Source organism: Flavobacterium cheongpyeongense, assembly GCF_003202435.1.
Taxonomy (GTDB): domain Bacteria; phylum Bacteroidota; class Bacteroidia; order Flavobacteriales; family Flavobacteriaceae; genus Flavobacterium; species Flavobacterium cheongpyeongense.
This window is the reverse complement of sequence record NZ_QJHK01000017.1, coordinates 69,076-91,105: the sequence shown is the minus strand read 5'-3', so window position 1 is coordinate 91,105 and position 22,030 is coordinate 69,076. Positions and strand designations below refer to the sequence as shown.

15 protein-coding genes and 3 tRNA genes are annotated in these 22,030 nt (G+C 35.7%); 14 read left to right on the top strand and 4 right to left on the bottom strand.

What is annotated here, in order from left to right:
* Nucleotides 1-68 precede the first annotated feature (68 nt).
* Entirely contained in the window at nt 69-1,199 is a 1,131-nt protein-coding gene (tgt, locus tag DMB65_RS17360; RefSeq protein WP_110307882.1) for a tRNA guanosine(34) transglycosylase Tgt, read from the bottom strand.
* A 411-nt stretch (nt 1,200-1,610) separates the two neighbouring features.
* On the opposite strand from tgt, the gene DMB65_RS17355 reads away from it, so the two are divergent.
* The 3 genes from DMB65_RS17355 to DMB65_RS17345 all read left to right on the top strand — a co-directional run bounded on the left by DMB65_RS17355 (nt 1,611) and on the right by DMB65_RS17345 (nt 4,044).
* Nucleotides 1,611-1,913: a hypothetical protein gene (locus tag DMB65_RS17355; RefSeq protein ID WP_110307881.1), complete on the top strand. Its 303-nt coding sequence runs from the start codon at nt 1,611-1,613 to the stop codon at nt 1,911-1,913.
* Nucleotides 1,914-2,163: 250 nt separating this feature from the next.
* Entirely contained in the window at nt 2,164-3,015 is an 852-nt protein-coding gene (locus tag DMB65_RS17350) for a transketolase (protein ID WP_110307880.1), read from the top strand.
* Nucleotides 3,016-3,090: 75 nt separating this feature from the next.
* Entirely contained in the window at nt 3,091-4,044 is a 954-nt protein-coding gene (locus DMB65_RS17345) for a transketolase family protein (protein ID WP_110307892.1), read from the top strand.
* A gap of 70 nt (nt 4,045-4,114) precedes the next feature.
* Here the strand turns inward: DMB65_RS17345 and DMB65_RS17340 are convergent, their stop codons facing one another.
* The gene (locus DMB65_RS17340) at nt 4,115-5,251 is read right to left on the bottom strand and encodes an FKBP-type peptidyl-prolyl cis-trans isomerase (protein WP_110307879.1); all 1,137 of its coding nucleotides are present in this window, start codon (nt 5,249-5,251) and stop codon (nt 4,115-4,117) included.
* Nucleotides 5,252-5,330: 79 nt separating this feature from the next.
* On the opposite strand from DMB65_RS17340, the gene DMB65_RS17335 reads away from it, so the two are divergent.
* Both DMB65_RS17335 and DMB65_RS17330 read left to right on the top strand, forming a co-directional pair.
* Nucleotides 5,331-5,720: an RNA-binding S4 domain-containing protein gene (locus tag DMB65_RS17335; protein WP_110307878.1), complete on the top strand. Its 390-nt coding sequence runs from the start codon at nt 5,331-5,333 to the stop codon at nt 5,718-5,720.
* Between the two features lie 71 nt (nt 5,721-5,791).
* On the top strand, nt 5,792-6,292 hold the full coding sequence (locus DMB65_RS17330) for a phosphoribosyltransferase family protein (RefSeq protein WP_110307877.1): 501 nt from the start codon (nt 5,792-5,794) through the stop codon (nt 6,290-6,292).
* Here the strand turns inward: DMB65_RS17330 and DMB65_RS17325 are convergent.
* Nucleotides 6,284-6,802 (bottom strand): shikimate kinase, encoded by a 519-nt coding sequence (locus DMB65_RS17325; RefSeq protein ID WP_110307876.1) that lies wholly within the window; start codon nt 6,800-6,802, stop codon nt 6,284-6,286. The genes DMB65_RS17330 and DMB65_RS17325 overlap by 9 nt on opposite strands.
* A 126-nt stretch (nt 6,803-6,928) precedes the next feature.
* Here DMB65_RS17325 and DMB65_RS17320 point away from each other — a divergent pair.
* The 3 genes from DMB65_RS17320 (at nt 6,929) to DMB65_RS17310 (ending at nt 7,237) form a co-directional block, all read left to right on the top strand.
* Nucleotides 6,929-7,001, top strand: a tRNA-Lys gene (locus tag DMB65_RS17320).
* Between the two features lie 39 nt (nt 7,002-7,040).
* A tRNA-Lys gene (locus DMB65_RS17315) sits at nt 7,041-7,113 on the top strand.
* 41 nt (nt 7,114-7,154) lie between these two features.
* Nucleotides 7,155-7,237 (top strand) — tRNA-Leu (locus DMB65_RS17310).
* Nucleotides 7,238-7,458: 221 nt separating this feature from the next.
* Here DMB65_RS17310 and sov read toward each other — a convergent pair.
* Nucleotides 7,459-14,574, bottom strand: a complete 7,116-nt coding sequence (gene sov, locus DMB65_RS17305; protein ID WP_110307875.1) for a T9SS outer membrane translocon Sov/SprA — start codon at nt 14,572-14,574, stop codon at nt 7,459-7,461.
* A 1,027-nt stretch (nt 14,575-15,601) separates the two neighbouring features.
* Here sov and DMB65_RS17300 point away from each other — a divergent pair.
* From DMB65_RS17300 to DMB65_RS17275, 6 genes are read left to right on the top strand one after another with little or no spacing between them, the layout of a single operon-like run.
* Nucleotides 15,602-16,165: a gluconate 2-dehydrogenase subunit 3 family protein gene (locus DMB65_RS17300; protein WP_110307874.1), complete on the top strand. Its 564-nt coding sequence runs from the start codon at nt 15,602-15,604 to the stop codon at nt 16,163-16,165.
* Between the two features lie 45 nt (nt 16,166-16,210).
* Nucleotides 16,211-17,914: a GMC oxidoreductase gene (locus tag DMB65_RS17295; protein WP_110307873.1), complete on the top strand. Its 1,704-nt coding sequence runs from the start codon at nt 16,211-16,213 to the stop codon at nt 17,912-17,914.
* A gap of 17 nt (nt 17,915-17,931) precedes the next feature.
* Nucleotides 17,932-19,086 carry a Gfo/Idh/MocA family protein gene (locus DMB65_RS17290; RefSeq protein ID WP_230470707.1) on the top strand — a complete coding sequence of 385 codons (1,155 nt, stop codon included), beginning with the start codon at nt 17,932-17,934 and terminating at the stop codon, nt 19,084-19,086.
* 10 nt (nt 19,087-19,096) lie between these two features.
* Nucleotides 19,097-20,149 (top strand): sugar phosphate isomerase/epimerase family protein, encoded by a 1,053-nt coding sequence (locus tag DMB65_RS17285; RefSeq protein ID WP_110307872.1) that lies wholly within the window; start codon nt 19,097-19,099, stop codon nt 20,147-20,149.
* Between the two features lie 20 nt (nt 20,150-20,169).
* Nucleotides 20,170-20,532 carry a c-type cytochrome gene (locus DMB65_RS17280; protein ID WP_110307871.1) on the top strand — a complete coding sequence of 121 codons (363 nt, stop codon included), beginning with the start codon at nt 20,170-20,172 and terminating at the stop codon, nt 20,530-20,532.
* Between the two features lie 7 nt (nt 20,533-20,539).
* Nucleotides 20,540-22,003: a Gfo/Idh/MocA family protein gene (locus DMB65_RS17275; protein WP_110307870.1), complete on the top strand. Its 1,464-nt coding sequence runs from the start codon at nt 20,540-20,542 to the stop codon at nt 22,001-22,003.
* Nucleotides 22,004-22,030 lie beyond the last annotated feature (27 nt).

Sequence of the window (22,030 nt, the reverse complement as noted above, 5' to 3'; positions counted from 1 at the left end):
ATTTGTTTTTTTGTTTCAGATTTGAAGTTCTGTTGAATAAGAACTTAAAAAAAATAATTTGAAACTTCTTATAGTCGCTGACTCATATTTTTAACCATCATTTCTTTCCATGACCTGAAATCTCCTGCTAAGATATGTTTTCTGGCTTCACGAACCAACCACATATAAAAACCCAGATTATGGATCGTAGCAATTTGTTTTCCTAAATATTCATTTGCGGCAAACAAGTGACGCAAATACGCTTTGGTGTATTCAGTATCTACAAATGTATGTCCCATTTCGTCAATTGGAGAAAAATCAGCTTCCCACTTCTTGTTTTTGATATTGATGGTACCATTTGCCGTAAACAACATACCGTTTCTGGCATTACGGGTTGGCATTACACAGTCGAACATATCAATTCCTAATGCAATATTTTCCAAAATATTAATAGGAGTTCCAACACCCATTAAATAACGAGGTTTATCTTCGGGCAAAATTTCACAAACAACTTCCGTCATAGCGTACATTTCTTCAGCAGGCTCCCCTACTGACAATCCGCCAATTGCATTTCCCTGCTGACCAGAATTTGCGATATATTCAGCTGACTGCCGACGCAAATCTTTATAAGTACTTCCCTGAACAATTGGAAAAAAGGTTTGTTCGTATCCATATTTATAAGGCACTTTATCCAAATGATTAATACAGCGATCCAGCCAGCGATGTGTCATGTGCATAGAACGCTGCGCATATCTGTAATCACACGGATATGGCGTACATTCGTCAAAAGCCATAATAATATCAGCTCCAATGGTACGCTGAATTTCCATTACGTTTTCAGGCGTAAAAAAGTGATATGATCCGTCAATATGTGACTTGAACTTCACTCCTTCTTCCTTAATTTTTCTGTTATTAGAAAGAGAATATACCTGATATCCGCCAGAATCCGTCAAAATATTACGATCCCAGTTCATGAATTTGTGTAATCCTCCGGCTTTCTCCAAAATCTCAGTCTGTGGACGCAGATACAAATGATAGGTATTTCCCAGAATAATGTCCGGATTAATATCGTCTTTCAATTCACGCTGATGCACTCCTTTTACAGAAGCAACCGTTCCTACAGGCATAAAAATAGGCGTTTCAATTACCCCATGATCTGTCGTAATACTCCCCGCCCTTGCTTTCGACTGCGGATCCTTTTGTAATAAATCAAACTTCATCTGTTTCTTTTTTCAGAGCGCAAAGATAGGCTAATTTGAGGAAATTTTATCCATTAGAAAAATAGATAATTTTTCCATTAAAAAACGATTCCAAACCTAAACCTGAAAACCAGAAAAACCGAGCTTACTTATAACTTTAACTCCTAACCTTTTTTATGGCGTTGCCCAAGGGCCGCCGGGCTATACGCTATATCTTTTGTTCCGGAAACCCGATTTTTAATTAAGACCAGATTCCTGTCACAAAAGGATACCGCTGCTATCCCTAACGCAAAAGACCTGAACGTATTTAGACATCAAATGTAAAACTTACAACTTCGACACCCTTAAAGTGTAACATCATTTTAACAGGCACTTTGTAATTTTAATGCTCAATGAAAAACGAAATCAATAACAAATCTAAACTTAGAAATCATGGCAAATTCAGAAAAAAGAAACGAAACAACAGATGAAAAAACCGAAAGAAATCTTGACAAATTAGATTATCCGTCAAACGAAGATATTTACAATCAGGAAGAACAGCTTGAAGACATCGATCCGGAAGGGATTTCAGCCGAAAAGGTTATTATCAATCAGTACGATCAAGAATGGAAAAAAAACAGCGATAAAATTGGTAATGATTTAGATATTCCGGGTTCTGAATTGGATGACCAACAAGAAGAAATTGGTTCAGAAGACGAAGAAAATAACTTTTATAGTGAAGGCGATACAAAATAAACTTTTGCTGCCAATTTCTCAAATATTTTTTGCCGCAAATTAAAAGATTAGCACAGGTTTTTCTAAAATCAATTAATCTTTTAATCTGTGGCAAAACTTTTATATACTACTTACAAGATCTTGAAGATTTTTTCCACATTAATAAAAAAACAATCTGAATTTAACAATTATAGCAAACTAAAGCAAAAAATCATTTGTCATACCGCAAAATAAAATTTACTTTTGCATCAGTTTAACTTTTACATATAAAATGAAGCCTAACACACAACAATTAAGCGATTTAACTATCCAAGTAAGAAGAGATATCCTTCGAATGGTACATGCTGTCAATTCAGGCCACCCGGGTGGATCATTAGGTTGTACAGAATTTTTGGTAACCTTATACCAAAACATCATGGACCGTAAAGAAGGTTTTGATATGGACGGAATTGGAGAAGATTTGTTTTTCCTGTCAAATGGTCATATATCTCCAGTTTTTTATAGCGTTTTAGCACGTAGCGGTTATTTCCCTGTTTCAGAATTAGCTACGTTTAGATTATTAAATTCTCGTTTACAAGGACATCCAACAACTCACGAAGGACTTCCTGGTGTTCGTATGGCTTCAGGTTCATTAGGACAAGGTTTGTCTGTTGCTCTTGGTGCAGCTCAGGCTAAAAAATTAAATGGCGACAATCATTTAATTTACACTTTACACGGAGATGGCGAGTTACAGGAAGGTCAAAACTGGGAAGCTATCATGTATGCTTCTGCAAAAAAAGTAGACAATCTTATCGCTACAATCGATGTTAACGGAAAACAAATTGACGGAACAACTGACGAAGTTTTAGCAATGGGAAGCATTCGTGCTAAATTTGAAGCTTTTGACTGGGATGTTCTGGAAATTGCAGAAGGTAACAACATCGAAGCAATCATTGCAGGTTTAAGTGACGCAAAATCAAGAACAGGAAAAGGAAAACCGGTTTGTATTTTATTATATACCGAAATGGGTAACGGAGTAGATTTCATGATGCACACACACGCATGGCACGGAAAAGCACCAAACAATGATCAACTGGCAGCTGCGTTGGCTCAAAACTATTCTGCAGATCAAATCGACTACTAAAAAAAGTGTTCACAGCCAGTTATTTATAGTGTTCTGCAAACACCATAACTGAAAATGAACCTCAAAAACACAAAAATGAAAAAATATACAAATACAGGAAGTAAAGATACCCGTTCAGGTTTTGGAGCGGGAATGACTGAACTAGGTCAAAAAAACGAAAATGTGGTAGCATTATGTGCCGACTTAATTGGATCATTAAAATTTGATGAATTCAAAAAAAATCACCCAGAACGTTTTTTTCAAATCGGAATTGCAGAAGCGAACATGATCGGAATCGCTGCAGGTTTAACAATTGGAGGAAAAATCCCTTTTACAGGAACTTTCGCCAACTTCTCAACCGGAAGGGTTTACGATCAAATTCGTCAATCAGTTGCGTATTCTGATAAAAACGTAAAAATTTGTGCTTCTCACGCAGGTTTAACCTTAGGAGAAGACGGAGCAACTCACCAAATCCTTGAAGATATCGGATTAATGAAAATGTTACCTGGAATGACAGTAATCAATACTTGCGATTACAATCAGACAAAAGCTGCAACATTAGCATTAGCAGATCACCACGGACCGGCTTATTTACGTTTTGGGCGTCCGGTTGTACCAAACTTTACTCCAGCTGACGAACCATTCGTTATTGGAAAAGCAATTTTATTGAACGAAGGAACTGACGTTACAATCGTAGCTACAGGACACTTGGTTTGGGAAGCTCTTATAGCTGCTGAGGCTTTAGAGGCTAAAGGAATTTCTGCCGAGGTAATCAACATCCATACTATAAAACCTCTTGATGAAGAAGCGATTCTTAAGTCATTAGCAAAAACAGGATGTGTTGTAACTGCTGAAGAGCACAACATTCTTGGAGGTCTGGGAGAAAGCGTTTCAAGAGTATTAGCTTTAAATACTCCTGCACCGCAGGAATTCGTAGCTGTAAACGATAGTTTTGGTGAATCTGGAACTCCTGAACAACTAATGGAGAAATACAAACTCAACAATCAGGCTATTGTTGAAGCTGCTGAAAAAGTTATCAAAAGAAAATAATTTCAATTTTCTTATTCATAAAAAAACCTCGAAATTAAATTTCGAGGTTTTTTTTATCACAATAACCTAATTATGGTTTAGCGGTATGATGATCTTTATCTAAATGCAATTTAAATCTTCCTGCAGAAATATAATCAGGTTCTCCTGATGCAGAAAAAGCAGGTATCCCTCTTGGCTCGCTATTCCATACTTCATTTATATTAGGTGTTGACGGATCATCTTCCACATTAAATTTTTCAAACGGAAAATATTTACTTGGTCCAAAAGTACCTCCTACCTCAGCTGTTGGTTTTGTAATTTCTAAAAGTGTCGTATACCCATCCCCATCATCATCTATATCGATAAAATCAGGAACACCATCTTTGTCTGTATCATCCAAATTTACCGGTGCATTAGGATATAATGTTGTATTACGATAATCATATACGTATCCGTCGCCATTAATATCTTCCTGATAATCAAAAACTCCATCTTTATCGTGGTCAAGTCGCTGCATTTTATACAACTTAAAACTAAACACCAACGGTCTATAAGCTGGTATTGAATTATTTGCGGTATAATATGCTAACCCTGACGGAAGAAACATAACTCCTGCACCAAAATCTTTATAACTAATATTTCCATCTTCCTTTCCGATTGCAGTCCCTGTTTTAAATTCAGGAAATACCTCACCCCAGCCTCTTATTAACCCGGCTAAATCCATTACAGATTGCGGATAAATAACTTTTTCAAAAAAAGTTGTCTGAACATATGCTGCATGTTTATCCGTTTTAGCAACATCTGACAAATAACTACCACTATAAGAAGTCAAAACTCCATCAGTATTCATTGGATTTTCCCCTATTCCTTCTCTCAAAACTAAATAATAAAGCTTATAAGAAATTCCGTGTAAGTCAACATCTTTAGATTTTAACTGAGGATAAACAGTTGTTCCAACATTAGCCTTGTATGACATTATAGGTACTTGTGTAGCTGAATCTTCAATAGAGTCAATAACAACATCCATGTCCTCTACCTCCCCTGCATTTTGTGTCACTAAAATATAATGTGTATTTAAATATGACTCGATAGTAGCTTTATCTGTTTCATATTGCACATCATAATCTCTAAGTGGTTCTATTTTTATATCATCATCATCATTTTTATTACAGGAAATCAAAGAAGTTCCAGCTATTAGTAAAATAAAAAAATATTTAAATTTATTCATTATTGTTAATTTTTTAGGTGCGCAAGATACAATATTGATTTATTTTTGTAAAGAATTTAACTCCGATTTTAGAAAAATTATGCGAATAGATAAATACCTGTGGTGCGTAAGATATTACAAGACCCGAAATATGGTTACTGAGGCCTGCAAAAAGAACCATGTCACCGTAAATGGCCAGATAGCAAAACCATCAAAAGAAGTTTTTCCTACAGACAGAATTACATTTAGAAAAGATCAGATCACACAGATTATAACTGTATTGGATATTCCTGAAAGTCGTGTGGGAGCTAAACTTGTCGATATTTACAGAAAAAACGAAACTCCACCGGAAGCATATGCTCATTTGGAACTCTTAAAACTCTCCAAAGAACATTATCGCAAAAGCGGAACCGGAAGACCAACCAAAAAAGACCGAAGGGATATTGACGAGTATGGAAACGAAATTTTCGATGAAGAGGAAGAGGTTTAATTAAAATCTAAAAGTCCAACAATCTAAAAGTCTAAATAGTTAAAATTTGTACTTTAGCAAAAAAATAAATCATGAGCAAAAATATCATCTTAACCAATCAGGAAATTGAACATAAAATAAAACGAATCGCCTATCAAATTTACGAGACTTTTGTTGATGAAGAAGAAGTTGTGATTGCCGGAATCGCTGATAATGGATCTGTTTTTGCCAAAAAAATTGCTTTAGCCTTAAGCAATATATCCAATCTTAAAATATCTTTGTGTGAAGTTATTGTAGACAAGCAAAATCCTCAATTACCCATACAGACTTCTTTGAGTCTATCAGAATATGAAAACAAAGGCTTAGTACTCGTTGATGACGTCTTAAATTCAGGCACTACATTAATCTATGCCGTTCGTCATTTCCTTGACGCCCCTTTAAAGAAATTCAAAACTGCGGTACTTGTTGACCGAAATCACAAAAAATACCCTGTAAAAGCCGATTTCAAAGGAATTTCACTTTCTACATCTTTATTAGAACATGTTAAGGTTGTATTTGATGAAAACGGAGGTAATTACGCTTCGTTAAGCTAATACCTCCAAAATATCCTGAACTGTCTCCTCAACAGTTTTATCATCGACAGAAACTTTATACTGCGCATGGTTGTAGTAAAAACTTCTGTCGAACAAATGTTTCGCAATAAACGCTCTCATTTCTTCCTCATCCATATTTGCAATTAACGGACGTTTACTTTTGTTATGCACTAGTCTGTTGTATAAAGTATCTATTGAAGCCTTTAAATAAATTGAGACAACATCATCTCTTTTTAACAATTCATGGTTATTGGCATAACAGGGAGTGCCTCCCCCCAAACCAATTATACTATTTTCTGAAGACTGAAGTAATTCTACGAACACTTCGTGTTCTAATTTTCGAAAATAGACTTCTCCGTGCTGTTCAAAAATTTCACTTATCGATAATTCTGCTCTTTTTTCGATGCATTTGTCTAAATCCAGAAACGGGATTTTGGTAGTTTTTGATAAATTTTGGGCAATTGTAGACTTTCCGCAGCCCATATAACCTAATAATATGATTTTTTTCATTTTAATAAAACCTTATAAACTAAGGCGTTGTGAGATTTGGTTAAAAAAAGACAAATTTATAATAAATTTGCTTGGAAATAATAAAATAAACTCCTTATATTTGCACCCGCGTTCAAGAAACATAATGACTCGATAGCTCAGTCGGTAGAGCACATCACTTTTAATGATGGGGTCCTGGGTTCGAGCCCCAGTCGGGTCACAAATTTTGTGATTAACAAATTAAGTTTCTTGAAGCAATGACTCGATAGCTCAGTCGGTAGAGCACATCACTTTTAATGATGGGGTCCTGGGTTCGAGCCCCAGTCGGGTCACAAAAGGTTGAGTATTCATTTACTTGACCTTTTTTATTTTAGGCCATGTGGAGAAACGGTAGACTCGCCATCTTGAGGGGGTGGTGCTCGCAAGGGCGTGAGGGTTCAAATCCCTCCATGGTCACTTTTTAATCTTTATTTTAAGCAAAAACACCAGTAAACACTGGTGTTTTTCTTTTATGCACTAATTCAATATCCCGACATCTTTGATCGATATAGAATTATTTTTAAAACATAACTGAACAAAATTTAAACAAAAAATAATAAAACCATATTTAAAATCTTCAAATCCCCAAAAAAGGTTCAGATTTTGTATCACCAAGGTCAATAAATAGCTTTACAAATTTAGTTACCAAAAGTATAACGTATTGTCAACCCTGAACTAATTGTTGTAAGTGGAAAAGATGTTGAAATAATAGGCTTTGAAAAAGAATGATTGTAATAAAAAATCATCGTTAAATTTTTGCTTAGCGAATAATCTGCAGTGGTTTTTAAAGTCCAAATGCTTTGTCCGGCAACTAATTGATTGTTGTCATAATCTAAATACCTTACAATGGTTTTGTTATCTCTCAAAGTCAAATCGGCTTTTATAATAATATCGCTTTTTATGGTATTGGTAGGATTATCAGCCAATCTTGAAGTAAAAATAACATCTTTAATTCGATAACCAATACCTACCATATATTCAATTCCGTTTACCTCCGTCAAATTATTATTATCAAAACTCATCGATAAAGTTCTGTCTTTGTTTATTTGAGTAAGCAGTTTAAAAGAATTCTTCAACTCAAAATCAACTTTTAAAAACGGATTAAATTGTTCTGCCAGCGTTACATTAGAGGTTATGGTTTGATTGTAATAATTGCCATTATCATCCATTCCGTTTGGATTCTTGGTATAATTATAATTCGAATTAAAAGCATTTACGGTATAAGTAGCCTGATAACTGTGCTGAAGAGAAAACCTTTTAAATCTTTGTTTAAAGAAATTATAACGCATTAGCCCATTATATTTTAGCGACCAGTTTGGAATCGGAATGTTTTTAAAAAGTCCTAATGACACAGTATTAACATCCGTTCCTGTATACGCGGCTAAAAAAGAAGCTAATAAAACAGCTTGATTAGTACTGCCATATCCTAGAGGAAATCCATCTGCGCCAATGTTAGCAATGTTGTTTACATTGATTCCTCTTTGTTCTGCGAGTCTTTTTGCAATGGTCAGTCTGTTTTTTCTAAAATCACTAAAAGCAACAGAACTGTTTTCATCGCTGGATAAAAAAGCTGTTTTAATCAATACAGTCGAAATACTAAAAGCTCCCGAAATATAAGCAGACCTTGAGTTGTACTGACCATTACTAACATCATATTGTTCCGAAAAGTTTTCTGAATAGGTTCTATTAGCAAATAAATCAATTTTTAAATCCGGAATAAGTTCTAAATTTGCGGTACCTTTAAATATATGACTTTTTGTAGTTGTATAATTTTGATTGAATTCCTGATAAGTAGTCAGCCAGCCTTTTTCCGCAGCTTCAAACCGAATATCACTTTGGCTTCCGAAAATAAATCCTAAAGTTGGTTTTGAAAACCCCATAAAACCCGAACCAGGAAGATATCCTGGTAAAACAGTTCCATTATTTTCATTAAAATTGAGTGTGACATTTTTCACACTTGTTAGGACACTATAAAGATTTTTCAGGAAAGAACTTCTATTGTTTGTCTTTGGAATATCAGCCGGTACAATTTTTTCTCCCGGTTTTATAACAGTCTTTTTTGGAGCACTTTTAGTCGGAATTATTTTTGCAATTCCGATATACTTATAAAAAGTTTCCATATTAAAAGAAGCACTTAAATTACTTGTATTGGCATTTTGAACTGTATTTCCTAAATTATAATTAATACCGTTCACTTCAATTTTTGCTAGAGCTTCAGACGAACGCTGCCAATTGTAATCGCCTGTATACGTCAGGTTTGCTTTTACAAAATTAAATACCGGAATTTTATTAATTGGAATTTCATAAGTTACAACAAGCTTTTGATTGTATTTATTGGGTTCTCCAAGATTAAAATAATTATCAGAAATTTTAAAATCATCAATTGGCTGATTCTCGCTGTTTAAATAGGTTTTTACAATATTGCTGGATGATGAAGTATAATTTAGTTTTAAAGATTTTGTCAAATTAAAAGTAAAACCATATTGAACATTAAATTCAAAATTTCTGCTGTAAGATGGTTCCAGTGGAATTCCTTCCACATCAACTTGTCGGTATTGCTGTTTATTGTACTGCCTTATAATATTGGTGTTGAATGTAATATTAGATGGCATATAATTAAAATTAAAATCACTCACAAACTTCCAGTAATTGCTTTTTTTCATGAACTTAATTTTTTTAAAAGGCTCAACATTTTTAGCTTCCGTAGTATACTCATAATTTAATGCCGTATTTGTTCTTTGATCAACATAACTTTCTCTTTCATAATCATGACTTGAGGTTTCATTATAAGACTGAGAAAACGTAAAATTTTCAATATCATATATATGTGCTTTTTGTTCCGGTTTTCTGTCTTTTCTAATTCCAATTAAATTGATGCTGGTTGTTTTCGTATGATCAATCGCCCGGTTCTTAATGCTTTTTCTTTCTTCTTCACTTTCTGCCGTATTCAACATGGTTTCGAGCGTAATATCCGGATTTTCAGGATCGTATTTTGGCATAATAATAGTTTCAGACGCGGCATAATTCAAAGGCAGATTCACACCCCATTTTTTTGGGAGTAATTTTCCAAAATTAACATTGGTTAAAACATTATATTGCTGCACATCTTCCTGACTTCTTTCGAGAGAACTCTGTTGTAAAGATCCAAAACCCATCGTACTCCTTTTTCCAGTTGCCGAAATAGTCGCAAAATCAGCCAGATTAGTATCCAGATTTACAACCGCCGCCATACCGCCGTTATTGTCCATTTCTGCCAAACGAAGTTCATCAAACCAGACTTCTCCTTTTATATACTGATGTGAATCGTTGTTTTTTATTCCAACCATTAAAGTTCTTACAGATCCAAGATTTGGATTTCCTTTTACACCTAATCTTAATTTATTGACTTTAGATGAAAGCGAAGGATCTAATTTTTCGTCATCTTCACTTAAATAATAAATTCCGTCAGTAGAAAGATCAGTAGCTGCTATTTTTTTGTAAAGCATTTTCAGCTGTGATAATAAAGACAATGACAAATCGATTTCATTGCTTTCCGGCCATACTACTTCTGAACTCAAAGTCGAACACCCCGACGGAAGCGTGACTTTTAAAGGAATTTCGATCTGATAAAAGTTTTCGGTATAATCATTTCCTAACCGAATAAAAGCAGTCATTTGATTGTCTGTAAGTACTGTTTGATTGATTAAAGATTCGGCATGCAAAAACATTTTAAGTTTTTTATACTGGCGCATATCCATGCTGATACTTTTATAAACCGCTCTCGAATCTGTTGGTTCTAAACCTTTTCCGGAGACCTTTAAACCCAGCGACTGTTCATTTTGAGAAATAATCGTGTTACCGCTATACGCTTGTTCTCTGACTACGCCCGGTGGCAATACATAATTTACCGGACATTTTCCATCGTTTTCTTCAATGTTTACAGTCAATACATCTAATTCAGTACTGTCGTCATCAACATCTGTATCTTCAATATCCAGCGTTTCCGTATATCTTCTCCATTCACCTCTCTGTAAATCCAAAGCACCAAACCGAAGCGTTATAGATTGACTAAAACCTGTCATAAACATTCGCATGAAACGTATTGAAGTAAAATCAGAAATACTTCCAATGGTATTTTGAGGCTGTGATATCGGAATTTTAAACTGAATCCATCTTACTTCTGTCGAATTTCCGTTGGGCAAGGTGACTTGCGTGTTTCTGATATCGGTAATATTATTTTCTCCAATTTCCATATTCGGTTTCATATCAACACTATATTCATAATAAGCATTAATCGTATTCATGGTATAGTCACTATTGATATCTTCTGTATTGGGCAGCGTTGTAGAACCCCGATTGGCATCATCTGTGCTCACGGCAGAGTTGCCATCGGTTCCATTGTAATTTTTATAGCGTTCCAAAATAGCTCCGGAAGTATTCATATAATACGTATAATCATCTCCGGCAGGATCAGTTTCAGAAGCATAATTGGTATATATCTGAACTTCCTGACTGTTCTTTAAACCATCCAGACCAATATCCTGATTAGAACGATTAGCTGCATCGGTATCAAAAGCATAAGTTAGCGATTGCGAGGCTGGAACATCTCCCCAAATGCCACGCGGAGTTACCATAAGCTGGTCTGCTCCAAGTCCGTTTTCATATTGTTTTCTTCCATCTTTCAGAACATCTTCGGAGATTTCACCTAAATTAAAATACAATTTACCAGAATTTTCAGGATTTGCCTTTCCATTTCCTACATACGGATCTAAAACCCAAAACTGAATATATTCTACATTTCCCTGTTCAAAATTGGTAGAACTCAATGATCTCATTATTCCTCCAAAATTATCTTTGGGATTATTGGAAAAATCAGGTTCATTATTATAAGGTCCTCGTTCAGAAGGGTAATAACTCAAATCTAAAGTACTCACAACAAGAGCCTGTCCCGTTTCGGTTTCAACATTTGGATATAATTCTTCTTCGTAAATTCTTCTCGTAGAATTCAACGAAAGATCATCATTTGAAATCCCCGAAGGTTTAGAAGTATAAAAAACGGGATCAATCGTGTACCAGGCTAATTTTGCTCTTTTAAAACCGTAACTTAAATCTGTGGCACTTTCATTGAAATTATAAGCACTCGAAGTATTACTTCCTGGAGTTGATGACAAACTCCACGCATAAGCCGATCTTAGATCTATAGTGGAAGCGGCACTCTCAAAATCATCTACATAAATAGTCGATTCTCCTTCAAAATCACTTGCTTTTGCTGTATTTGGTTTTAGAAAGGCAACTTCTCCACGAACCGAAATATTCGACGGAATATCCGTATCAATATTAGGAAGTTTATTAACCAATCTGGTAAAAAAAGGAACTTCACTCGAAAAATTAGTGTTCAACCCAAAAATGGTATTATCTACAGACTCCTGTCCGTAAACTGATTTTTGAGTTAGAGGTTTTTCGGTATATTTTAAATATGTGGCACCAATAGTAAATTGATCGGATATTTTATGGTCAATATTTAAACCGAGAAAATTTTTGGTCTGCTGTCCAAAAACCGAATTATTTTCTAATGTTACCGTAATACTGGCGTTAGAAGCCAAAAGCGCAGCATCTAAAATATGAACTTTTCCTAATTGATAATCTACGCTGTAATCGATTCCTTCGGTCAAAATTCTTCCATCAGCCGTAACAACTACAGAGCCGTTTGCGATATTGGTTGACCCAATAGAAATTCCGTCTGATCCTGAAGATTTGTATTTACCTTTTAATAAATATTTGTTTTTGTCACTGTCCTGCAAAGCACCTGTTTGCGTATTGTTATATAAACTTCTAAAAACATATTTTTTTTGGTTCGCATTGTACGAAGCTGTATCGTTATAATCTTCAGACGTATTTGTTGCTAATTTTTTGAAAATCAATTCTCCAAAAGGTTCTTTTGTTGTGAAAATAATTCTCCCATTTGCTGTATCCATTGTGATTCCCGAAACATAATCGAAGAAACCGTCACCGCCGTCCTGCGGATCGTTGGTAGAATTTAGTCTGTCCAGATTAAAAACTTTCAGCAATGGTGTTTCTGCTACTTTATTTTCATCTGTTGGATTGGGAAGAAATGACGTTACCGGCGAAATATAATTTAAGGGAGATGGATTAGAATAAAAAATGTTAAATTTAAAATCTTCCTGACTCAACTGATAAGCATTTGGAATTTGATAAATATTTTTCATCATCAAATTCCAAACCGGATTTTTCAAATTAACCAAACTGCTTTTTAACATTTTTAGCACCAAACTTTGTGTGGTTACGGTTTCTGAGTTGGTCACAACCGTTGCGTCAACGCCGTCACCGGCAAATTCTCCAACCTGATAAACCTGATCGCCAGAGGTATATTGATAAGCAACTGCAAGTATTTCATCATTAGCCAATTTCTGCACTAGAGAAATATATCCCAGCTGCTTATTCAGCGTATACTCTGTCGAACTTAATTTTCTGGCATTTTCAAGTTTTGAATAATCCTGACCTTCATTTACTGTCACATTAAATCCAGAAGCTGTGGTAGCTATTTTGCGTATAGTAGTATTCAACAAACCGCTTCCGGATTTAATTTGTGTCGGGTCATAATCATTATTGGAGTTATCTGGAGGAGAATCAGGGGCATTATTAAACATTCCTGTTGATGGATTTAAAACCACAACCTGATTGTCTGTAAGACCAGACAATTGCGATTCTCCCAAATCCTGAATAGCAACAATGTTTCTTAAATTATTAGCCGTTGTACTTACCTGACTTTTTTTATTGGTCACCCAGACTTCTATTCTTGAAATCTGGATTCGGCTATCAATTAAAGGATAATTTTTAAGAGAAGCATCATATTTGTTCCTAAAATACTGCGATAAAAAAAAGTGTCTGTTGCTGTCATAATCCAGCGCATACATATTAAATTCCTGAACCGTTCCACTGCCCTCTGCACTTACCGTTTTGGTTTCTGATTTTTGCTGCGAGAAAACCCCTGTAACAGTAGTTTTTCCAAATTGCAATTGGGTTTTTACACCAAATAAACTTTGTGCGCCTGTGATCAAAGTACTGTTCAAAGGCATGCTGACATTTCCGACTTCGATGTTCTGAATAATATCATCTTCATCCGGAGTGTAGGCTAATTTGAATAAATTTTGAAAAGCAAATGTAGACTGGGTATCGTAATTCACATTTACGCTCAATCTGGTTCCCACTTTTCCAACCAAAGCCATACTGATGCGCTGATCGAAATCGAAAGTAAGACTGGATCTGTTTTTTGATGATAATGCGGGATTATCTTGCTTGGAATACAATAATCCCAAATCCATTTCTACAGATCCCGTGGGTTTTATATCAATGGTATTACTTCCAAAAATAGATTCAAAAAGTCCTGAATTGATATAATATCTTGGCAGTAAATCTTTTTTAGCAGCTTCAGAACCGTTTTTTTTAGCTTCAATGGCATCTGTTTTTTTTCTAAAATAATTTCGTCTCGATTCCTTCAAAATCAAATACTCGTATTCAGCAGGCGTTAAAAATAGCGGGTAATTAATCGAAAAATCAGCTACAGAGTCCGTATAAACATAGTTATTTGTAATTGGGTCATAAGTGTAGGATGACAAGATACTTTTGGGATTTGCTATTTGAATTTTCCCAATATCATAGCCGCTTTTTACAGTATCCTGCGCCACTTGATTGATTTGAGCGCGCGATACAAAAGCATAGAGAAACATGAAAATAAAAAATATTTTTTTTTGCATTTAACAGGTTTCCAGTACCCTTTATTGCTCATTTATTTTTTTAAACGAAACATTTATCTGACGTTGATTTGTTTACATTTTTATTTTCAGATATAACTTTATCAGCCTTAAAATAATCATGTGTTTTGCATCAGAAACAAAAGAATTAATTTTGTGTTACCAGAAGTAGTTTTATGTAATAGGCTTAATGTTTTTATGTTCTTTTGTTGATATAATGATTATTTTATGAATTTTGTGATTCAAAGGAATGATTTAAGATTCGTATAAAATAATAAAGTAGAAGTATCGAGATAATTGATATACTAAGATTAGTATTCTATCGATGAAATTTTTTGAGAAGCTATTATAGTTGAAATTTTAAGGAAAAAACGAATCCTCCCTAGGCAGGTATTTAATCATTAACCTTTATTAAGTACAAGCTACATACTCTCAAAAATCAATTACATAATTAAGCGATTCAAGTCCATTAAACACCTATATAAAACTTTACAAATCAAATACTTATTCTTTAAAATCTCTGTCAACTTACTTAAAATCTGGAAATCCCAAGCAAAAGAAGCAGCTCGAAAAGTAAAATCACTTGTTGCATTTCTTTATTTCGATGATTATTTAATCAAACATTATCTTCTCAAAGAGCTTTTACTGAAATATAGTTAATAAAAAACGCTGAAAATTATTGATGTTTTCAGCCCCTTACTTTTCGGACAGCCTCCTTTCTATTTCGCTCAAAAACAACATCCCTACCATGTCTGTTCAAGTGTTTTTTGTGTAGAGAAACAGAACAAAAAAAGTATCAGAAATTAATTACATCCAATGCGTTACATTCATATTACATTTTTCGTTTCTTCTTAACAGGAAGAATAATACGTTTAACAATCAGCATTAAAGCGTTTACTATAAAAATTATTAATTCCATTCAAATAATTAAGGTATAAAGTAACGGATGTATTATTTTTTTTCATACATTGTAAAGCATTGGTAATTAAATCATTCGTAATATTTACATAGTATTTTTAATATTTTGCAAATGGAAAGAAGAGAGGCTCTGAAAAAGATTGCTTATTTAATGGGTGGAGCAATCTCAGCTACAACAATGGGGGTTTTATTTGAAAGCTTTACAGTATATAATCCCGAACAAGATTATAACTATTCATTTTTAGCCACAGATGAAGAAATTCTTGCTGAATTTGCCGAAATTATTTTACCTACTACGGCAAACTCTCCCGGAGCAAAAGCTGCAGGTGTTGGGACTTTCATCCCATTAGTTATAAAAGATTGTTACCCTCCGGATCTTCAACAAATCTTTAAGAAAGGCTATGAAGATATGCTGGCACTAAGCAAAACTAAATTCAAAAAAGAATTCCTAAGCCTTAATAATGAAGAAAAAAAACTTCTTATGAGTGAATTAAAGCAACAAACAATCAACAATAACAAAGAACCATCTTTCTTTTTGATTTCCAGAGATTTAACACTTTTAGGATACTTCTCTTCAGAAATTGGCTGTACCATCGCAAGGGAATATTTACCTATACCGGGGAAATACGATGGAAATGCAGACTACACCCCCGGACAGAAAGCCTGGGCAATATAAAGGCATCGTTTGAACTTATTTTATTAATTATTAAAAAAGACATTCGTGAACATTAATACCAACTTAAAGAAACAAAATACTTATGATGCCATTGTCATAGGTTCAGGGATAAGTGGCGGATGGGCTGCAAAAGAATTAACTCAAAAGGGATTAAAAGTCCTGATGTTAGAGCGTGGTAAAAACATAGAACACATTAAAGACTATGATTCGGCAATGAAAGCGCCCTGGGAAATAGCCTATTGCGGAAAATTAACCGAAGAACAAAAGAGAACACATCCGGTACAAACCAGGGACTACCCCTACCAACAAGCTAATGAAAGCTGGTGGGTGAATGATTTGGAATGTCCTTATACAGAAGATAAACGTTTTGATTGGTACAGAGGTTTTCATGTTGGAGGAAAGTCCTTAATGTGGGGACGACAAAGCTATCGTTTCAGTGATCTCAATTTTGAAGACAACATAAAAGATGGTCACGGCAATGACTGGCCCATCCGATATAAGGATATTGCTCCCTGGTATGATTATGTAGAAAAATTTGCCGGAATAAGCGGTCATAATGAAGGTTGGCCTTTTTTGCCGGATGGTCAGTTTTTACCTCCAATGGATATGAATTGCGTTGAAAAATCCGTAAAAGAACGCATTGAAAAACATTATAACAAATCCAGAATATTAACTATTGGCCGTAGTGCAAACCTTACCGTACCTCATCTGGGAAGAGGCAACTGCCAATATCGAAATTTATGCAGCAGAGGATGTCCTTTTGGGGCGTATTTCAGCACACAGTCCTCTACCTTACCAGCTGCAATAGCTACAAAAAAATTAACGGTTCGCCCCTACTCTATTGTCAATCACATTATTTACGATAAGGAGAGTAAAAAGGCAAAAGGCGTAATGGTCATAGATAGCGAGACTAATGAAAGCATAGAATTTTATGCCAAAATTGTTTTTGTTAATGGATCAACTTTAGGTTCTACTTTTATTTTACTGAACTCAACATCAGAAGCGCATCCAAATGGATTGGGTAATGGCAGCGGACAGCTTGGACATAACTTAATGGACCACCATTTTAGATGTGGTGCAGAAGGAACTGTTGAAGGTTTTGAGGATAAATATACTTATGGAAGAAGAGCCAACGGTATTTACATTCCAAGATACCAAAATTTCAAGGATGACAAAAGAGATTATTTACGTGGTTTCGGATATCAGGGTGCAGCAAGCAGAGGCCATTGGCACAAAGAAGTGGCCGAATTAGACTTTGGCGGTGATTTCAAAGAAATATTATCAAGACCAGCAGAATCATGGACAATGGGATTAGGTGGTTTTGGAGAAATGCTTCCTTATTATGAAAATAAAGTGTACATCGATAATACAAAAAAAGATAAATGGGGACAGCCTGTATTGGCAATCGACTGTGAATACAAAGAGAATGAAGCCAAAATGCGCGAAGACATGATGTATGATGCTGCTGAAATGCTTGAAGCTGCTGGTGCCAAAAACGTAAAAGCATACGATAACGGCTGCTATCCGGGAATGACTATTCACGAAATGGGAACAGCCCGAATGGGGAATGATCCTAAAGAATCCGTGTTAAACAAATGGAACCAAATGCACGAAGTCAGCAACGTATTTGTTACTGATGGTTCCTGCATGCCTTCAAGTGCCTGTCAAAATCCTTCGCTGACCTATATGGCATTAACTGCCAGAGCTTGTGATTATGCTGTAAAAGAATTAAAGAAAAAAAACATCTAGATTACGATTATTCAAATATGAGAAAATTAAAAATGGGAATGATTGGCGGTGGCAAAAATGCTTTTATTGGAGCAGTACACCGAATTGCAGCTAACATGGACGGATTAATTGAATTACATTGTGGTGCTTTTAGTTCTAATCCGGAATTATCCCTTGAATCGGGTAAAGAATTAGGTTTGACTGATGACAAATGCTATGCATCCTACATTCAAATGATTGAGACCGAAGCAAAATTACCTCGTGAGGAGAGAATGGATTTTGTTTCGATAGTAACACCCAATCATGTTCACTTTGCTCCTGCTATGCTCGCATTAGAAAATGGTTTCCATGTTGTTTTGGATAAACCGATGACACTGACTTTAGCAGAAGCCAAATTATTGGCCCTAAAAGTAAAAGAAACTGGGCTTTATCTATGCCTAACACATACATACACAGGATATCCGATGGTAAAACAGGCAAGGGAAATGGTCGCTAAAAATGATTTTGGAGCCATTCGGAAAATAATGGTGGAATATCCGCAGGGATGGCTGAGCACCGACTTTGAAAACGTCGGAAACAAACAGGCAATCTGGAGGACAGATCCATCTAAAAGCGGAATAAGCGGTTGTATGGGTGACATTGGAACTCACGCAGCACACTTAGCAGAATACATTTCAGGATTGAAAATTACTCAGATTTGTGCCGACATCAATACAGTCGTTGCCAACCGAAGACTGGATGATGACGGAAATGTACTGCTTAAATTTGATAATGGTGCCAATGGAATTTTGGTAGCAAGCCAAATTGCAGCCGGAGAAGAAAACAGCTTAAAAATTAAAGTTTATGGAGAAAAAGGAGGTCTGGAGTGGCATCAAATGGAACCCAATACTTTAATCGTAAAATGGTTAGACGCTCCTGCTCAATTGTATCGTACCGGAAACGGATATCTATCACCAATTGCAGCCTTCAATACCCGAATTCCAAGCGGACATCCGGAAGGATATCTCGAAGCTTTCGGGAATTTATACAAGAATTTTGCCCTGACTTTACAATCAAAATCAGAAGGAAAAGAACCAACAGCAAACATGCTTGATTTTCCAACAGTAGCAGATGGTGTACGTGGAATGGCTTTTATAGAAAATGTAATTGCATCAGGGAAATCATCTCAAAAATGGACTGATTTTTTAATTTAAATCACAACAAATGACCACAATGCAAGGACCTGCGGTTTTTTTAGCGCAATTTATTTCTGACAAAGCTCCTTTTAATTCTTTGGAAAGCATTTGCCAATGGGCAGCCAGTCTGGATTTTAAAGGAGTACAAATCCCTACTCTGGATTCACGTTTTATTGATTTACAAAAAGCCGCTGAAAGCAAAACCTATGCTGATGAACTTACCGGTATTGTTGGCTCATACGGATTAAAAATATCGGAACTCTCCACTCATTTACAAGGTCAGCTGGTTGCTGTTCATCCTGCTTACGATGACTTTTTTGATGGATTTGCTCCAAAGGCTTTGCGAGGTAACCCAAAGGAAAGACAAGAATGGGCAGTACAGCAATTGCATTATGCTGCAAAAGCTTCTCAAAATTTAGGGCTTAATGCACATGCTACTTTTAGTGGTTCATTATTGTGGCAATATTTTCATCCATGGCCACAACGCCCGCCCGGTTTAATTGAAGATGGATTCAAAGAACTGGCGAATCGCTGGCTCCCAATCCTTAATGAATTTGATAAAAACGGAGTCGATGTTTGTTATGAAATTCATCCGGGAGAAGATTTATTTGATGGTGAAACTTACGAAATGTTCCTCAAAGCAGTAAACAATCATGAGCGTGCCTGCATTCTGTACGACCCTTCACATTTTGTGTTGCAGCAACTGGATTATATTCAGTATATCGATTTTTACCATGAACGGATCAAAGCTTTCCATGTTAAAGATGCCGAATTTAATCCAACAGGAAAACAAGGAACTTTTGGAGGTTATCAAAGCTGGCTGAATCGTGCAGGACGTTATCGTTCACCCGGCGATGGTCAGATTGATTTTAAAACCATTTTCAGCAAACTAGCGCAATACGATTACAAAGGCTGGGCTGTAATGGAATGGGAATGTTGTTTAAAAAATCAGGAGGATGGTGCCCGTGAGGGAGCAGAATTCATAAAAAAACATATCATCAAAGTGACCGATAAAGCTTTTGATGATTTTGCTGCAGTTGAAACCAATACACAGCTTAACAGGAAAAATTTAGGATTATAAATTTGTTTAATCAATACCTTATGAAAATTAAAATTTTAGTTGCAATGATAACATTAGGTGCTTTATGCTCTTTTTCAAATTATGAATCAATCCCAACAGGATACAGTGTTATAAAACAAACCAAACCTTCTGAGGGAGAAGCGTTAATAAAAAAAGAAGATTGTGCGACCTGTCATAAAATAGATAAAAAAGTAGTTGGTCCTTCCTATCTGGATATTGCCAAAAAATACCCAATGAATGATAAAAACATCAAATATTTATCAGATAAAATTATAAAAGGAGGTTCCGGAGTATGGGGCGCAATACCAATGTCGGCTCATACTGGATTAAAAAAAGACGAGGCAAAAAAGATCGCAATCTACATCCTGTCATTGAAAAAATAAATCATCTATGGATCAAGACTTTAATAAAAATAAAGAACCAGAATCGAATATACGCAGGTATTTTTTAAAAAAAGGCGTACTGGCAACTGCTGCCTTTATGATTATTCCAAGGCATGTTATGGGAAGAGGGTTTGTCGCACCCAGTGACAAATTAACAATTGCCAGTATTGGTGTTGGCGGAAAAGGAAAATCTGACATCTCATCTTTTGAAAACAGCGGCATCGCTAATATTGCTTATTTATGCGATGTGGATACCAGAAGAGCCGCTGATAGTGTAAAGGGTTTTCCGAAGGCAAAATTCTACAAGGACTGGCGAGAAATGTTTGATAAAGAGCATAAACATTTCGATGCAGTCTCTGTTTCTACCCCTGATCATAATCATGCCATTCAGGCCTTTTCAGCCATGCAGTTGGGCAAACATGTGTATGTGCAAAAACCAATGGCACACGATATTTATGAAGCACACATGATGACTCAGGCGGCTGCCCGTTATAAAGTAGTCACACAAATGGGAAATCAGGGATCATCCAATGATGGTACCCGGATTTTAAAAGAATGGTACGATGCTGATTTAATTGGTGATGTACATACGGTTTACGTCTGGACAGACAGACCTGTATGGCCGCAGGGAATTCCGTGGTCAACCGCAAAAACTGAAGTGCCTAAAGAACTGGATTGGGATTTATGGCTTGGCACTGCTCCTTACAAAAATTATGTAGACAAATTAGTACCCTTCAACTGGCGTGGCTGGTGGGATTATGGAACTGGCGCATTAGGTGACATGGGATGTCATTTGATGGAAGCGCCATTCTCAGTATTGAATCTAAAATATGCCAAAGATGTGCAGTGCAGCGTTGGCTCGGTTTATATTGATGAATTCAAAAGAGGCTATTTCCCGGAGAGCTGTCCACCTTCAAGTCATGTGACATTGACATTTCCAAAAACCAATAAAACAAAAGGCGATATCAAACTGCACTGGATGGATGGTGGTATTCAGCCTGAACGTCCTGAAGAATTAGGAGCTAATGAAATTTTTGGTGATGGCGGAAACGGTACTTTATTCATTGGTACAAAAGGAAAAATGCTTTGTGATACCTATAGTGAAAATCCGAGACTACTGCCTTTAAGCCGAAATGAAAACCTAAAAATTACCGAGAAATATACACGCGTAAAAGATGGTGCCAGTGGACATCAAAAACAATGGATTGAAGGATGTATTGCAGGTTATGGCAAAAAAGAACTGAGTTCACCATTTGAAATAGCAGGTCCTTTAACAGAAGCTTTATTAATGGCCAATCTTGCTGTAAGAGGATACGATTTATACAAAGAAGTACTTGGCGAAGATGTTTATCCGGGACGTTCCGTTAAATTACTCTGGGATAATGATGCCAAGAAAGTAACCAATGTAGATGATGTAAATCAATTTGTAAAACGCGATTACAGAGAAGGCTGGAAAAACCTGAGCTTCTAAAAAACACTAAAGAATTAAAAAGTAAAA

What these genes read in the sequence shown, in the direction of transcription:
- DMB65_RS17355 (WP_110307881.1), top strand. Translation starts at nt 1,611, where the DNA reads ATGGCAAATTCAGAAAAAAGAAACGAAACAACAGATGAAAAAACCGAA.
- DMB65_RS17330 (WP_110307877.1), top strand. Translation starts at nt 5,792, where the DNA reads ATGAGCAAAAATATCATCTTAACCAATCAGGAAATTGAACATAAAATA.
- DMB65_RS17300 (WP_110307874.1), top strand. Translation starts at nt 15,602, where the DNA reads ATGGAAAGAAGAGAGGCTCTGAAAAAGATTGCTTATTTAATGGGTGGA.
- DMB65_RS17340 (WP_110307879.1), bottom strand. Translation starts at nt 5,251, where the DNA reads ATGAATAAATTTAAATATTTTTTTATTTTACTAATAGCTGGAACTTCT.
- DMB65_RS17325 (WP_110307876.1), bottom strand. Translation starts at nt 6,802, where the DNA reads ATGAAAAAAATCATATTATTAGGTTATATGGGCTGCGGAAAGTCTACA.
- DMB65_RS17290 (WP_230470707.1), top strand. Translation starts at nt 17,932, where the DNA reads ATGAGAAAATTAAAAATGGGAATGATTGGCGGTGGCAAAAATGCTTTT.
- tgt (WP_110307882.1), bottom strand. Translation starts at nt 1,199, where the DNA reads ATGAAGTTTGATTTATTACAAAAGGATCCGCAGTCGAAAGCAAGGGCG.
- DMB65_RS17350 (WP_110307880.1), top strand. Translation starts at nt 2,164, where the DNA reads ATGAAGCCTAACACACAACAATTAAGCGATTTAACTATCCAAGTAAGA.
- DMB65_RS17345 (WP_110307892.1), top strand. Translation starts at nt 3,091, where the DNA reads ATGAAAAAATATACAAATACAGGAAGTAAAGATACCCGTTCAGGTTTT.
- DMB65_RS17275 (WP_110307870.1), top strand. Translation starts at nt 20,540, where the DNA reads ATGGATCAAGACTTTAATAAAAATAAAGAACCAGAATCGAATATACGC.
- DMB65_RS17335 (WP_110307878.1), top strand. Translation starts at nt 5,331, where the DNA reads ATGCGAATAGATAAATACCTGTGGTGCGTAAGATATTACAAGACCCGA.
- sov (WP_110307875.1), bottom strand. Translation starts at nt 14,574, where the DNA reads ATGCAAAAAAAAATATTTTTTATTTTCATGTTTCTCTATGCTTTTGTA.
- DMB65_RS17285 (WP_110307872.1), top strand. Translation starts at nt 19,097, where the DNA reads ATGACCACAATGCAAGGACCTGCGGTTTTTTTAGCGCAATTTATTTCT.
- DMB65_RS17280 (WP_110307871.1), top strand. Translation starts at nt 20,170, where the DNA reads ATGAAAATTAAAATTTTAGTTGCAATGATAACATTAGGTGCTTTATGC.